The 14,940-nt window shown below is 61.5% G+C and carries 13 protein-coding genes; 11 read left to right on the top strand and 2 right to left on the bottom strand.

Annotated elements, in window-relative coordinates:
* The first annotated feature begins 281 nt into the window (after positions 1-281).
* From DFR49_RS19075 to DFR49_RS19055, 5 genes are all read left to right on the top strand, one after another.
* Complete coding sequence (locus DFR49_RS19075; protein ID WP_119037219.1) at positions 282-680, top strand: nuclear transport factor 2 family protein; 399 nt, start codon at positions 282-284, stop codon at positions 678-680.
* Positions 681-1,096: 416 nt separating this feature from the next.
* Positions 1,097-3,298 carry a TonB-dependent receptor gene (locus tag DFR49_RS19070; RefSeq protein ID WP_119037218.1) on the top strand — a complete coding sequence of 734 codons (2,202 nt, stop codon included), beginning with the start codon at positions 1,097-1,099 and terminating at the stop codon, positions 3,296-3,298.
* An 85-nt stretch (positions 3,299-3,383) separates the two neighbouring features.
* Positions 3,384-3,905, top strand: coding sequence for a nuclear transport factor 2 family protein (locus tag DFR49_RS19065; RefSeq protein ID WP_119037217.1), 522 nt, complete (start codon positions 3,384-3,386; stop codon positions 3,903-3,905).
* A gap of 79 nt (positions 3,906-3,984) precedes the next feature.
* A complete protein-coding gene (locus DFR49_RS19060; RefSeq protein WP_170151061.1) occupies positions 3,985-4,509 on the top strand; it encodes a MarR family winged helix-turn-helix transcriptional regulator in 525 nt (174 codons plus the stop codon).
* 301 nt (positions 4,510-4,810) lie between these two features.
* On the top strand, positions 4,811-6,133 hold the full coding sequence (locus DFR49_RS19055; RefSeq protein ID WP_119037215.1) for an MFS transporter: 1,323 nt from the start codon (positions 4,811-4,813) through the stop codon (positions 6,131-6,133).
* A 367-nt stretch (positions 6,134-6,500) separates the two neighbouring features.
* On the opposite strand, the gene DFR49_RS19050 is transcribed toward DFR49_RS19055, so the two are convergent.
* Positions 6,501-6,917, bottom strand: coding sequence for a hypothetical protein (locus DFR49_RS19050; protein ID WP_119037214.1), 417 nt, complete (start codon positions 6,915-6,917; stop codon positions 6,501-6,503).
* Positions 6,918-7,062: 145 nt separating this feature from the next.
* On the opposite strand from DFR49_RS19050, the gene DFR49_RS22595 reads away from it, so the two are divergent.
* The 6 genes from DFR49_RS22595 to DFR49_RS19020 all read left to right on the top strand — a co-directional run bounded on the left by DFR49_RS22595 (position 7,063) and on the right by DFR49_RS19020 (position 13,790).
* Positions 7,063-7,296: a hypothetical protein gene (locus DFR49_RS22595; protein WP_119037213.1), complete on the top strand. Its 234-nt coding sequence runs from the start codon at positions 7,063-7,065 to the stop codon at positions 7,294-7,296.
* 182 nt (positions 7,297-7,478) lie between these two features.
* The gene (locus DFR49_RS19040; RefSeq protein WP_170151060.1) at positions 7,479-8,783 is read left to right on the top strand and encodes a spinster family MFS transporter; all 1,305 of its coding nucleotides are present in this window, start codon (positions 7,479-7,481) and stop codon (positions 8,781-8,783) included.
* Positions 8,784-8,915: 132 nt separating this feature from the next.
* Positions 8,916-9,152 carry a hypothetical protein gene (locus DFR49_RS19035; protein WP_119037211.1) on the top strand — a complete coding sequence of 79 codons (237 nt, stop codon included), beginning with the start codon at positions 8,916-8,918 and terminating at the stop codon, positions 9,150-9,152.
* A 160-nt stretch (positions 9,153-9,312) separates the two neighbouring features.
* Positions 9,313-10,395: a CaiB/BaiF CoA transferase family protein gene (locus tag DFR49_RS19030; RefSeq protein WP_119037210.1), complete on the top strand. Its 1,083-nt coding sequence runs from the start codon at positions 9,313-9,315 to the stop codon at positions 10,393-10,395.
* Positions 10,396-10,400: 5 nt separating this feature from the next.
* On the top strand, positions 10,401-11,603 hold the full coding sequence (locus tag DFR49_RS19025) for an acetyl-CoA C-acetyltransferase (RefSeq protein WP_119037326.1): 1,203 nt from the start codon (positions 10,401-10,403) through the stop codon (positions 11,601-11,603).
* A gap of 18 nt (positions 11,604-11,621) precedes the next feature.
* Positions 11,622-13,790: a 3-hydroxyacyl-CoA dehydrogenase NAD-binding domain-containing protein gene (locus tag DFR49_RS19020; protein ID WP_119037209.1), complete on the top strand. Its 2,169-nt coding sequence runs from the start codon at positions 11,622-11,624 to the stop codon at positions 13,788-13,790.
* A 58-nt stretch (positions 13,791-13,848) separates the two neighbouring features.
* Here DFR49_RS19020 and DFR49_RS19015 read toward each other — a convergent pair whose 3' ends face one another.
* On the bottom strand, positions 13,849-14,853 hold the full coding sequence (locus DFR49_RS19015) for an NADP-dependent oxidoreductase (RefSeq protein ID WP_119037208.1): 1,005 nt from the start codon (positions 14,851-14,853) through the stop codon (positions 13,849-13,851).
* Positions 14,854-14,940: the final 87 nt, after the last annotated feature.

Raw genomic sequence — 14,940 nt, 5'->3', positions numbered from 1 at the left:
TCTGTTCTTCCGAAAACTGCTTCCGCTTCATCTGTCCGTCCCTTTGTCGGGTCGGACTCTAGCTCCAACTGAAGGAAAAAGCGGGGGTCACGTCACCCCGCGTCGAGCCGGCATGAACGAGAGCGTCCTTTAGCCACCGTAGTGAGCCCGGGCTTTGATCAATTAAATTTACGTTTATGCAACGGGTAACCGGGCTCGACATAACGCCAGGCTACGTCCTCTGATTTGATTGCGTATCGGCCGCGCAAGCATGTTGCTCTCGATCAGCCCCAACCCAGGAGATGGATTTGACCGATACCCCAGAGAGCATGAACCTTCTCGCCGACCGCTTCTTCACTGCAGTCGAGGCGGGCGATATCGACATGATCGCGAATATCTACGCGGAGGATGGGATCATCTGGAAGAGTTTCGACGAGATCGAAACTACCGCGGCACAAAGTCTCGCCTATCTGGCCGGCGCCAGGGGCAGGCTTCGGGATGTGAAGTATAAGAACATCCGCCGCAGTGTGTTTGCTGGCGGCTTTGTCCAGCAGCATCGCTACACCTGTATCAGGCGATCGGATGGTAAGGCTTTCGATTTCCCAGCTTGCCTCGTTGTCACAGTGCAAGATAACCGGTTCGTGCGGATCGAAGAATATTATGATTCCACGAATCGCAAAGAGCTGATTTCGGGCGATTGACTAAGCGGCTGGGTGGTTTCGCGTTGGCACCCCGGGGTTGCCAAGGCAATCTTCTGCGTGCCGCGTTTCGGCGGTCCGTGAGGCTTCTACCCGACAATTTCCCGCCGTGGCAGACTGGTTGGCGGCGGTTTTCCGAACGTCGCCAATCGCGGCTCGACATGGGCTCCGATCAGACGGCGCCAGTCGAGGGGAGAAAATCCGCCGATCGACTGGCATGGCCGATCGTGATTTCGGTGTTGGCGGGACCGCTATTTGCCTACGGCCAACTCAGTAGCATAAAAAATCGTTTAAAATTAGTTGGATAAATCCATATCGCGGGCCAATGTCACGCGCCTCTTGTCAAACTTACCATGCTAATATAGGGCGACTTAGCAACGGTAAAACGTAAAGTATAATGACGACCATGGGAGAGGGAAATGGGCATTCGCACTAATGTTCTGGCAGCGGCCCTGCTTGCGGGGGTTGCGTTTCCGGTTTGCGCATACGCGCAAGAGCAGCAATCCGACCAACCGTCGGGGTTGGACGAGATTATCGTTACCGCGCAAAAGCGTGCCGAGAACGTGCAGGACGTCGCCATTTCGATGGAAGTGTTCAGCGGCGAGGCGTTGCAGGCCTTCAACAACCAAAGTATCCAGTCGTTGACGTCGCTGGTGCCAAACTTCTACTTCCAGCCCTCACCCGCCAATGACGCTTTCTATATCCGTGGCTTCGGTTCATCCGGTTCCAATTTCGGCTTCGAACAGTCGGTCAGCCTCTATCAAGATGGCATCTATGCCGGCCGGGCGCGCCAGTTCATGGCCCCGTTTTTCGACGTAGCACGCATCGAAGTGTTGCGTGGCCCTCAGGGGGCTCTTCTCGGCAAGAACACGGCAGCCGGCGCGATCAGCATTACGACGAACGGCCCGACTGATATCTTTGAAGGCCAGGTTCGTAGCGTCTATAATTTCAAGCGCCGCGGATTCGACACCGATGGATATATCTCGGGTCCGTTGTCTGACAAGCTGTCGGCGCGCCTAGCCCTGAAATACACAAATTATGACGGTTATATCCGCAACACCTCGCTCAATAAGAAAGAGCCCGAACTCGACAACAGGTTCGCGCGCCTGTCACTGAAATATGAACCTAACGAAAATCTGACGATCAACACGAAGCTCGAATATGCGCATTTCTTAACCATCGGCGACAATGCCATCGGCCTTCCCATCGCGATAGCAACACCGTTACCCGATGCTTCTGTGAAACAGAATTCCAACATCTTCGGGGTTATCGACCGCGACAAGCAGACCAGTTGGAACGGTTTGATCCAGGCCGATCTCAGCCTTGGCGATCACACGCTCACGTCGATCACCGGCTATAGCCGCTACAAATCCTTCCGTGCTGTCGATCCGGCACATGAGACGGATGGAATCTATCATTCGGAATATTTTGAACAGTTCAAGCAGATTAGTCAGGAATTTCGCCTGCTTTCGCCCGAGGGGCAGGCCTTTGAATATATTGTTGGCGGCTATTTCGATTATTCGGACTACCGCGTCCAAAATCCGCTCCTTTACGATACGCCCCTGCTCGGAGTGGCCGGCCGTAGCGATACCGACTTCAAACAGAAAACCCATACCTATTCGGCATTTGTCGCAGGCACCTATCACCTGACCGATTATGCGCGCCTGCGCGGCTCGATGCGCTTCACGCAGATCGAGAAATCGGGCGCCTTCGCCTCGATCCTGCGTTCGGGCACTATCAATGGCACGATTGGCACGCCACGCACTTTTTCCGCGGACATTTCGGAAGGCACATTCGATCCGTCCGCCACGGTCGAAATCGATCTTTCAAAAGATGCCATGCTTTATTTCGGCGTTGGTCGTGGTTCGAAAGGGGGTGGCTATGTCTCCAATGTCCGCAACACGGTCGCCTCGGGCTTCACGTTCCGCGGCGAGCGCTCAACGAACTATGAGATCGGGCTAAAATCAAGCTGGCTGGACGGACGCCTCATAGCCAACGCGGCGCTCTTTTATACGAAGTTCAAGGATTTGCAGCTAGCGCAATATCGCGCTGATCTGGGCACCAACATCACCACCAATGCTGCCGGTGCGCATAGCAGGGGTGTCGAGACCACGGTCCAGTGGCGGCCTTTCGACGGCTTGAATCTATCGTCCTCCGCCGCCTACACGAAAGCGGAATATGACGACTATCCAGGCGCAGGCTGTATTCAACTGCAGCCCGCATCCTGCTCCCAGGCGACCAATAATCTGGAGGGCTTCTCACTGCTTTACGTTCCGAAATGGTCAGGAAACGTAAAGGCGCAATATAGCCGTCCGATAAGCGACGACCTGAAAGTCGGGCTGACGATGCAGTCAACCTTCAAATCGCGCCATTTCATATCGACTGATTACAGCCCGGCCTACGGCGTCCAGAAAGGACACGCCAAGCTGGATGCCCGTCTCGAACTCGGGCAGGTGGACGATCGATGGACGGTCGCCCTCATCGGCACCAACCTGACCAATAAAGTCACGTCGCCGTTCGCGTTCGTTTATCCTGGCATCTTCACAACCTCCGGGGCCCGCCTGATTCGCTATATCGACGAACCGCGCGCCCTCTCCATCGAAGGTACGCTCCGCTTTTAGGAAGGCGCGAGTCCTTCGTATCTATCGACCAAGATGGCGCCCGAGCGTCGCAGCTCGGGGCCGTTTTCTGGAAAAGGAAACAAGCATGTCTGAGGATGATCGCGCACTTCTGTTGGAGACGGCTGACAAGCTGGCGATCCTGGATTGTCTGGCCCGATACTGTCGGGGTATCGACCGGATGGATGCTACAACGCATGCGAGCGTATATTGGCCCGATGGCATCGAGAGCCGCGGAACGCATATTTATGAAGGACCTGCCCCCGGTTTCATCGACTGGGTGAAGGGCTTCATCGAGCCGCTTCGTACGCAGCATTTCCTTGGTCAGTCGATCATTGAATTTTCCACCGCGACGACGGCCAACGTCGAAACCTATGTGCAGGCCTATCATCTGGGTAAGGGCAATTTCAACGATGAAGAGTTGATCGTCGGTGCACGCTATCTCGACAAGTTCGAGAAGCGGGATGGCGAGTGGCGCATCAAGCATCGCACCATGGTGGTGGATTATCATCGTACCAAGACGGCGAGCGAGACCGATCGCTACGAGCGGGGAGGCGCGAACTTGGGTCGGAAGGCACCGGAGGATCTGCTCTACAAGGTCTTCGTCTAGTCCCTTTTGGGACAGTACGGCGCAACGGTTTGAGCCGTTATGGCATTTGCCACGCCAGGCTGAGATGATAAGGAAGCTGATGTTGCCGACCACTGCTTCAGCGCGCGCTACACCATTGCTTACAGATGCCGCCGATGCGGTGCTGGAGGCGGAACGGTATACGCTGCAGCACAGCTTCAGCTATCTCCTGTGCACGCTATACCGTGATCTGATATCCGCGACCGATCGGCGCACTGGCGTCGAAGGGATTACAGCGGCCCAGTGGCGTTTTCTGCGCACGCTTTATGTCGAGGACGGCCTGACCCAGCGCGAACTGGCCCGTCGTGTCGGTCTGCGCGAGCCGACCACGCTGCGGTCGTTGCAACGCCTGGAGGAGCAAGGCCTGGTATCGCGTGATTCGGACCCGGTGAATCGTCACAAAAAATGCGTGCGGATCACTGACGCCGGACGGAGCCAGGTATCGGCGTTGCTTCCAGCGATCATGCAGATCAACCAGACCGCTCTCGACGGGTTCGATGCGGGCGAGGAACAGCAGTTCAAAACGCTGCTGGTGCGTGCAATTCGCAGCCTTCAGGGCGATCTGGCAAAATCCGAAGATCGCTGAGTGGAGCGATATGATCGTTTCAGGCCTGCGATCCGCGCTTGCTTCCCCTGCATATGTACGTAAAATAATCTGACATAATATTTGGGAGAGACGCGATGCGATCCACACGCCACCCGACACCCGTCTGTTATAGATGTCGGGGCCACGCGGCGGCGTGCGGGCGCCGTGCCGGTTGCTGCCTCCAGGCCGGTGGAAACCATATCCATCCGGCCCGCGGGCATGTCGATGCGGTGATGGACCAGGCCGATGATCGTCCCAGGCCGGGGCCCTACTGATCATTCTGCGGCAAGGAGCCGATACCATGAACGACGCTGCCTCGTCTCCGGCGCGGGCATCCGCCTATTCCTATTATGTAGTCGTCCTGTTGATGCTGGCGTACATGCTGTCGTTGATGGACCGGGTTATGCTGGGTTTCCTGATCGAGCCGGTCCGCCATGAACTGGGCCTCAGCGATACTCAGATCGGGTTGCTGCTCGGTTTCGGCTTCGTGTTGTTCTACTCGATCTTGGGAGTGCCCTTGGGGGCGATGGCGGACCGCGGTAATCGCCGCAATTTGATGGTTGGCGGCATATTGGTGTGGAGTCTGGCGACGGCGGGAACAGCATTCGCCGCCGGGTTTGCCGGCCTGCTGCTGGCGCGCACCCTGGTCGGTGCGGGGGAGGCGACCCTGTCCCCCGGCGCTGTCTCTACGATCGGCGACCGCTTCCCCCGTGAGCGTGTGGGCTTCGCGCTCAGCCTGTACTCGCTGGGTGGGGCATTCGGCATCGGGGTGGCGATGGCGGTAGGCGGCTATCTGGTCGAATGGACGAGTGCGCTTTCCTGGGCGGTGCCGGCTCTCGGAATTGAGCTTTCCGGCTGGCGGCTGGTATTCCTGATCGTCGGGCTGGCTGGCGTCCCGTTCGCGGTATTGATGCTGGCGACGATGCGCGAGGCACCACGGCGCGGCGAGCGCAAGGAGCATCCGCCGCTAAGCGCGGTGATCGATCATATGGCGCGGCACAAATTGGCCTTTGCGGGATTGCTCCTGGGTTTTGGCATGCAGGTGTTATCGACCTATGTTCCGATGCTGTGGGCGGCAGCGCACTTCCAGCGGGCATTTGCGATGAGCCCGCTTCAACTGGGTCTGGCCTTCACCTTGATCTTCGGCGTCGCGACCGGGGTGGGTGTTCTGATCGGCGGCGCGATTAACGATATGGCGATGCGACGTGGAATCAGCGATGCGCCGGCGCGGTTGGTGTTCTGGGGGATTCCGCTTCAGTTACCGTTCGTCTGGCTGGCGTTTGTAAGCGGGGAACCCAGCTTCGCGCTTTGGATGCTCGGGTTTCAAATCCTGTTCGCGTCGCTTTACGGCGGTTTGCAGGGCGCGATGGTGCAGGTGCTGACTCCTTCGACAATGCATGGTCGCATGATGGGCATCTATCTGTTCAGCGTAACCGTTGTCGGTATGGGAGTGGGGCCGCTGGTCACCGGTGCGCTAAGCCAGCACGGTTTTAGCGGTAATGGGGCCCTGGGGCTCGCCATGGCAGCGACGATGACGCTCGCACTGGTGTTGGCGGCGCTGATGTTGACAGTGGCCCGTCGCGCGATGCGCGAGTGCGCTGATGAAGTGGCGCGGTCCGCTTGAACGAACGAGCGAGCGGGCTGTAATCCGCTCGTCCCCATTTGCGCATCGGATCAGAATGTCGTTTCGATCCAGTTCTATGGCGCGATGTTTGAGGAGACGAGGCGCGAGCGCGGGCCATGACCGCGTCGAGGCGTCTCGACGGGGCAAAACCCCGCCTTCAACGCTTCTCCTCGCCACGAACCCGCATGGCGACATCACGATCCGCGCAATTAAGGGGTCATGACATTAAGCGGGGCATCGACGAAGTGTGGATCGGCGATCGTGCCCTGTACGGTAAAACTGGAAAGCGTGGTGGGCATATTATGGTTTCACACCCGGCCTGACATGCGTGGGCGCGGACCTTGGTCTACCCTCATTTTGGGAAACGTTACGTTTTTGGCTTGGTGTAGGGCACGAACTTGCCGAGGCTCACGGAGCCATTAGGCATATGGCTTGCGTTGTCGAACAACCGAACGGTATCGATGCTGCAAAGCTGCGGCGAATGCGTGTCTGTCACCAGCACGTCATCATCGCTCAACCAGGTTGCCCCTGAATCCGGACGATTGAGATAGAGGGTCGATCCGGTATCATAGAGGATCGCCGTGCCGTTGAATATCCGGCTCGACCGGATGTTGTGAAGCTGGATGCAGTCCACCGGTGTGCCAGCAACCCGGCCCTCCAGTGCGTCGGCAAGCTTGGCCTCTGCCTTGGCGTTGTCCGCAGGGTGTCCTGCGGCAATGCCTGCTCCGGCAAGCAAGCCGAGACATCCGGCCATCATGGCAAATTTAGCAAGCGAAGCAAACATGGCGTTTCTCCTCGCCCCGACTCTTTTCATATAACGCGCAAATGTTGAAAGAGTTCTGAGCCGTAGGAGCGATAATGAATACCGGCGATCAGAGGCGTGAGGGGTTCGATGGATCACGATCAACCCTCGCCTGATCATCGTGCGCATGCCGGGCTATAGCCAGACCGGTCCTTATACGACGCGAACCGGTTTTGGCAGTATCGGGGAAGCATTGGGCGGTTGGCGGGCAATCGTCGTCGATCCAATCGCGCCATCCAACATTTGCCCCTGTTTAGACAGCGAATCTCTGATTGGCGCCAACGGCGATGCGGTCTTTGCGTGGCTGTGTGACGTAACTGGCGCGTGCTCCCCGGTTCGCGACGCACGTTGCGCGCGGTGAGCACCAGACATTGCTGGACACCTCAACTCAACGCGATGGGAATGGTTTGACGTGGGGCCTGGCCGTTACCGTCTGAAATCTGTTGGCGGATTTTATTGGTCAATTATCTTTACGAAAATGCCGGCAATCGCTACTCCATTTCTGATCGGATGAACCAGAGTCCGACGGAGAAGATATCTGCCATGACCAGCGCGCGCACCAGATTGATCTATCCGTTCTATGTGCTCGTGCTCCTGCTGTCGGCCTATGTGATTTCGTACATGGATCGTATTGCACTCAGCCTGATGGTTGATCCGATCCGGCAGGATTTGGGGCTCAGCGATACAGGGATCAGTTTGCTGATCGGCTTCGCCTTCGTCCTGCTGTACACGACCGCGGGGATCCCGCTCGGGCGAATGGCGGATACCGGCAACCGGCCGCGATTGATCGTTTTCGGGATGATCTTGTGGTGCGCGGCGACTGCGGCATGCGGGTTGACGACCGGGTTTACCACATTGCTGATAGCGCGAATTCTGGTCGGGTTCGGGGAGGCGACGTTGTCGCCTGCCTCCTATTCGCTGATCAGCAGCTATTTCCCGCCCGAGCGCTTGGGGTTCGCGATCAGCCTCTATATGCTGGGCATTACGTTCGGGGGTGGGCTGGCGACCTATGTCGTCGGATCCGTCGCGCAGGTGGCGGGCAGCCTCGACCTGTTCGGCCTCCCGCCTGGGACAGAAGGCTGGCGCACCTCTTTCCTGATCGTCGGCATGCTGGGTATTCCATTCATCCTGCTGATGCTGACCGTGCGCGAACCGCGTCGCACGGTCGACGTGACAGCCGTACCCGCGCCGCCCATGACAGAGGTCTTGGCGCATATCCGCGAGCATCTTTCGGCCTATGGCCTGATCCTGGGCGGTTTCGCGGTAATGGCGATCAGTTCTCTCGGTGTTGTGCTGTGGGGGCCGGCCTATTTTATCCGCGTACATGGATTGACTCAGGCTGAGGTCGGAGCGCTGTTCGGTATTGCGATGGGGGTGTGCGGGACCGCCGGTCTGCTCACTGGTGGCTGGCTGGCCGACCGCTTTTATTCGCGTGGGACGATCGATGCTGCGCCGAGAATCGTGATCGTCTCGCTCTTATTGCAGACCCCCCTGTTCCTGGCTGTATATCTGGCCCCTACGCCTGCGATGGCGAAGGCCCTGTTGATCCCGGCGATGTTCGCGATGCTGCTGCAAGGCGGGTTGCAGGGGGCGAGCATCCAGTTGGTTGCGCCGGACCGGATGCGCGGGCTGATCGTTGCCATTTATCTGATGTTAACCAACATAGTTGGCATGGCGATCGGGCCGCTCCTGATCGCGCAATTCTCCGAACATGTTTATTCTGGCGTTGCGAGCATTGGCCGCGCGCTGGCGACGGTCACGCTGCTGAGTTCGCTGGGTAGCGCAGCGATGATTGCTGCTGGTCTGCCTGCATTCCGGCGTCTTGTGGCGCAGCGCGCCGCAACATGACCGGCGCGCGGCGAACGAAAAGTGTTCTGAAAAATATGTCAAAAAATTCAACAAGATACTATAAGCGAAACGGTCTGTCCCCGGGGTCGATAATACACGTTCCCGAGCGCCGCACCCACACTTATATTCGCAATGCCGTTGCTGTTCGTCGCGTTCAATATCGCGGCAGGAGTGGTGATCGACAAGTGCTGCAAACGCGACCGGGCGACCGAGTTTCTTGACTTCCTCAGGCAGGTCGGCGCCGCGATGCCCGATGGGCTCGACAGGCACCTGGTATTGGACATCTACGCCACGGACGAGGCGCCGAGGATCAAGGCCTGGCTGGCGCGCGGCATGGTCACGTCGCTCGATCTCGGCGTCATGGACTAGCGAGATCGAGCGACTATCGGTCGCGTCCAAGGATCAGGACGCTCACGTTTCTCGCGATTTTTTGAGCAGCACCGGCGCGCGTCACAACATCAAAAATGTAAAAACTATTGACAATAGTTCATGGGATGGGCAGCGCTGACGCGAAAGAGGTCATCGAAATATGGCGAACACTGGCAAACGGGCCGCGGGGGGTGCGCTACAGGGCGTGCGCATCATCGAGCTGGCAGGCATCGGGCCCGTGCCCTTCGCCGGCATGATGCTCGCGGATCACGGTGCGGAGGTTGTGCGCGTCGAGCGTCCCGGCACGCGCGCCGATCATACCGATGTGCTGACGCGCTCGCGCTCGACCGTGCAACTGGACCTGAAGACGGCAGAGGGTGTTGCCGCGGTATGCGAACTGGTTCGCTCCGCCGACGGGTTGATAGAGGGGTTTCGGCCGGGTGTGATCGAGCGGCTCGGGCTCGGCCCCGATGTGCTGCTCGCGGAAAATCCCGCGCTTGTCGTCGGTCGGATGACTGGCTGGGGCCAGGAAGGGCCGCTCGCCCACGCTGCTGGCCATGACATCAATTATATCGCGCTCGCGGGCGTGTTGAATGCGGTTGGACGGGCCGGGGAGAAGCCCGTGCCGCCCATCAACCTCGTCGGCGATTTCGGGGGCGGCGGGATGATGCTCGCCTTCGGGATGCTCGCCGGGATCCTTTCCGCCCGCGCGACGGGGCAAGGTCAGGTGATCGACTGCGCGATGGTGGATGGCGCCTCGCTGTTGATGAGCATGACGTGGGGCTTCCGCGCCAAAGGCATCTGGCCGGGCGGGCGCGGGGGGAATTATTTGGATGGGGGGGCCCCTTATTATGACTCGTACGAGACGGCCGACGGCAAGTTCGTCGCGGTCGGCGCGATCGAGCCGCAATTCTACCGGCTGCTGCTGGAGGCGACCGGCCTGACCGACGACGCCGTCATGCTGCGGCAGGATTCGGCCGACGACATCCCCGCGCAGCGCGCCACGCTGACCGCCTTGTTCAAATCGCGCACCCGCGACGAATGGTGCGCGCTGATGGAAGGCACCGACATCTGTTTTGCGCCCGTGCTCGATTATGACGAGACGCCGGCGCATCCGCACAACCTGGCGCGCGGCGCTTTCCTGACGCTGGCCGACGTTGTGCAGCCCGCGCCGGCGCCCCGCTTCTCCGCAACCCCCGCGCCCGCGCCTCGTGCGCCCGGCACGGCATTTTCAGAGGATTGATGACGATGAGAGAAGCCCTGATCTATGACGCGGTCCGCACGCCGCGCGGGCGCGGCAATGCCAAGGGCGCGCTGCACGAAGTGACCGCGATCTCGCTCGCGAGCCAGGTGCTGGCCGCGCTGCGCGATCGCCACGATCTGGACACCGCGCTGATCGACGATGTCGTGCTGGGTTGTGTTGCACCGCTCGGCGAACAGGGCGCCAATATCGCCCGCGTCGCGACGCTCAACGCCGGTTTCGCCGAGACCGTGGCGGGCGCGCAGATCCACCGCTTCTGCGCCTCGGGGCTGGAGGCGTGCAACATCGCCGCCGCCAAGGTGATCGCGGGCGAGGCCGATGCCGCCATTGGTGGCGGCGTCGAGAGCATGAGCCGCCAGCCGATGGGCTCGGACGGCGGCGCCTGGTCGGTCGACGCCGATGTGGCGTTTCGTACATCGTTCACCCCGCAGGGGATCGGCGCCGATGCGATCGCGACGATGCACGGCTTTTCGCGCGACGATGTCGACGCTTATGGGGTCGAGAGCCAGAAGCGCGCCGCCGCCGCCTGGGCCGAAGGGCGCTTCGCCAAATCGATCGTGCCGGTGACGCACGAGGGCATCGTCGTGCTCGACCGCGACGAGCATATGCGGCCCGAGACGACGATGCAGTCGCTTGGCGCGCTCAAGCCCGCGTTCGAAGCGCTTGGCGCGCAAGGGTTCGATGCCGTGATGCGGCAGCGCTACCCCGAACTGGAGGCGATCAACCACGTCCACCATGCCGGCAACAGCTCGGGCATCGTCGATGGTGCGGCAGGGGTACTGATCGGCACGCGCGAGATGGGCGAGAAAATGGGGTTGAAGCCGCGGGCGCGCATCCGTGCTGCGGCCTCGATCGGGTCCGAACCGTCGATCATGCTCACCGGCCCGGTCGCGGTGACCCGCAAGGTGCTGGCCCGCGCGGGCATGACCTCGACCGACATCGACCTGTACGAGTTGAACGAGGCGTTCGCCTCGGTGGTGCTCTATTTCATGCAGCAGATGCAGATCGACCATAGCCGCATCAACGTGAACGGCGGCGCAATCGCGATGGGGCACCCGCTGGGCGCGACCGGTGCGATGATCCTCGGCACCATGGTCGACGAGCTTGAACGCGCCGACAAGGAGACCGCGCTGATCACGCTGTGCGTCGGCGCGGGCATGGGCACCGCGACCATCATCGAACGCCTCTGACCTTCCTGGGGAATCAACATGCAGAATTTCACTTATACCGTCGACAAGGACGGCATCGCGACCTTCCTGTTCGATGTCCCGGGCCGGACGATGAATACCTTCACCGAATCCGCGGTCGCCGATCTGGATGCGATCGTCGCCGTGATCCGTGAGGATCGGGTGACGGGCGCGGTGCTCGCCTCGGGCAAGGACAACGGCTTTTGCGCCGGCGCCGATCTGGGGGAACTGGGCGAGACTGCGGGAGCAGGGCTTACCGGCGATGCACTTGCCGCGGCGCTCAAGGGATCGTCGCGGATGAGCTGGGCGTTGCGCGCGATCGAGACCGTCGGCAAGCCGGTGGTCGCCGCGCTCGAAGGCATTGCGCTGGGCGGCGGGTTTGAATTCGCGCTCGCCGCGCATCACCGCGTCGCGTCGAGCCGCGCCAAGGTAGGGCTGCCCGAAGTCACGATCGGATTGCTGCCCGGTGCGGGCGGCACGCAGCGGACGACGCGGCTGGCCGGCCCCCGCGCCGCGCTCGACCTGATGATCTCGGGTGCGCCCATCGACGCGGCCAAGGCCCAGGCACTGGGGCTGATCGACGCGGTCGTCGAGCCCGGCGCGGCGATCGCCGCCGCCAAGGCCTGGATCACGGGTGGGGGCGACGGTGTCGCGCCGTGGGACCGCAAGGGATATCAGATGCCCGGCGGCCCCTATACGGCCGAGGGCGCGCCGGTGTTCATGACCGCCGCCGCGCAGATCCACGCCAAAAGCTATGGCAATTATCCGGCACAAAAGAACATCGCGCGCTGCGTTTACGAAGGCTTCGGCCTGCCCATGGACGCTGCGCTGCGGGTGGAGGCACGGCTGTTCCTCGCGACCCAGCAGACGCCGCAGGCGCGCGCGATGATCCGATCCAACTTCATTTCCAAGCAGGCGCTCGCCAAAGGCGCTGCGCGCCCCGCGGGCGTCCCCGCTTATACCGTGGGCAAGGCCGCGGTGCTGGGTGCCGGGATGATGGGGGCGGGCATCGCCTATGTTCAGGCGCGCGCCGGGATCGAGACCGTGCTGATCGATACCAGCCAGGAAGGCGCCGACAAGGGCAAGGCCTATTCCGCCGGGGTGATCGAAAAGGGGATCGCGCGCGGCACGACCACCGCCGAGGCGGGTGACGCGTTGCTCGCGCGGATCCACGCGACCACCGATTATGCGGCGATCGCGGGTGCCGATCTGGTCGTCGAGGCGGTGTTCGAGGATCGGGCGCTGAAGGCCGAGGTGACCCGGCGCGCCGAGGCCCAGATCGGGACCGATGCGGTCTTCGCCTCCAACACATCGACGCTGCCGATCAGCGAGCTTGCCGGTGCGGCCGAGCGGCCCGCCAATTTCATCGGCATCCACTTCTTCTCGCCGGTCGACCGGATGGAATTGGTGGAGATCATCGTCGGCAAGGAAACCAGCCCCGAGACGCTGGCCAAGGCGATGGATTATTGCCGGGCGCTCAAGAAGGTGCCGATCGTCGTCAACGACAGCCGTGGCTTCTACACCAGTCGGGTGTTCGAGACCTATATCACCGAGGGGCTCGAGATGCTGCTCGACGGCATCGCGCCGGCGATCATCGACAATGTCGGCCGGATGACCGGGATGCCGCGCGGCCCATTGGAGCTGGCGGACGACGTCGCGATCGACCTGCTCGACCGGATCGCGGGCCAGCGGCGCGTCGATTTCGGCCTGGGCGATCCGAACGGCGGCACCGACAAGGTGCTGGTCGATCTGGTTGGTGCCGAGCGGTTGGGGCGCAAGAACGGCAAGGGCTTCTACACCTATGCCAAGGGCGAGCCGAAGCGGTTGTGGGATGGGCTCGCCGACCTGTATCCGGTGACGGTCGAGCGCTCGACCCCCGAACTGGTCGAGACGCTGAAGCGCCGTTTGCTCTATCGTCAGGCGATCGAGGCCGCGCGGTGCATGGACGAAGGCGTGGTGACCGCGCCGCGCGACGCCGATGTCGGCGCGATCCTCGGCTGGGGCTTCGCGCCCTGGAGCGGTGGCCCGATCAGCCTGATCGACAGCGTCGGCGTGGCGGAATTCGTCGCGCGGACGCGGGCGTTCGCTGCCGATCATGGCGATCGCTTCACGCCGCCTGCGCTGCTGGAGCGGATGGCGGCGGCCGGTGACAGCTTCTACCCCGCGCCCAAGGCGGCGGCAGCGGCCTGAAAAAGAGGCGCCGGCCCCCTTGTGAAGGGGCCGGCGCCTTTTTTCGCGGGTGGCGGGATCAGCCGAGCTTCACGAGCATCTTGCCGACATTTTTTCCGGCGAACAGATCGAGAAAGGCCTGCGGCGCCGATGTGATCCCGTCGTGGATCGTTTCGCTGCTCTGAATACTGCCATCGGCAAGCCAACGGGTGATCTTGTCGAGGAAGGTCTCGCGGATTTCCGGCGCGTGATCGTTGAGCAAAAAGCCTTCCATGCGCAGCCGCTGCGCCACGACCATGAACAGATTGGACGGCCCTGGTCGCCGCTCCTCACCATAATCGCCGATCATCCCGCTGACGGCGATGCGGCCGAAGACCGCCATGTTGGTGAGCGCGGCCTGGAGATGGTCGCCGCCGACATTATCGAGATAGACATTGATCCCATCGGGGGCGGCGGCGGCCAGCGCCGCGCTCAGATCGGGTTCGGCCTTATAGTCGATCGCGACATCGACGCCGAGTTCCTCAAGGAAGCGCTTCTTGTCGGGGCCACCGGCGGAGCCGATCACGCGGCACCCGTCGATCTTGGCCATCTGGCACGCAGTGGAGCCGACCGCCCCGGCGGCGGCGGAGATATAGACCGTCTCGCCCGGCTGGAGCTTCGCCACCCGGTAGAGCGCGGTGTACGCGGTCATCCCCGTGATGCCGGCGATGCCGAGATGCGCCTGCGGCGGCAGCGTGCCTTCGAGCCGGGTCAGCCGGTGCGGCTTGGCGTTGAAGATCTCGCGCCAACCATATTGCGAAAAGACCAGATCGCCCGGCGTGAAATCGGGGACGGTCGATTCGAGCACTTCGCCCACCGCGCCCCCGTCGAGCGGATGATCGAGGCGGAACGGCGGAATGTAATTGGGCCGATCGTAGAGCCGATTGCCCATATAGGGATCGACCGACATCCACAGGTTGCGAACGCGGACTTCGCCCGGTGCGGGATCGGCGACGCGCTTTTCGACGACGACGAAATTCTCGAGCGACGGCCGCCCGGTGGGGCGCGCGCCAAGCTGGATTTCCCTGGAAGACAATTCGGCCATGATACCTCCTTTTCAGGCGCAAAGCCTAGGCGCTGGACGGGGTGTGGTCGCGGCGCATGTCGCGAAGGGAGCCTTGTCGGACCGAGA

The sequence above is a fragment of the Hephaestia caeni genome (assembly GCF_003550065.1).
Classification (GTDB): Bacteria; Pseudomonadota; Alphaproteobacteria; order Sphingomonadales; family Sphingomonadaceae; genus Sphingomonas; species Sphingomonas caeni_A.
The sequence above is the reverse complement of the archived record's forward strand: the minus strand, read 5'-3'. Positions and strand labels throughout refer to the sequence as shown.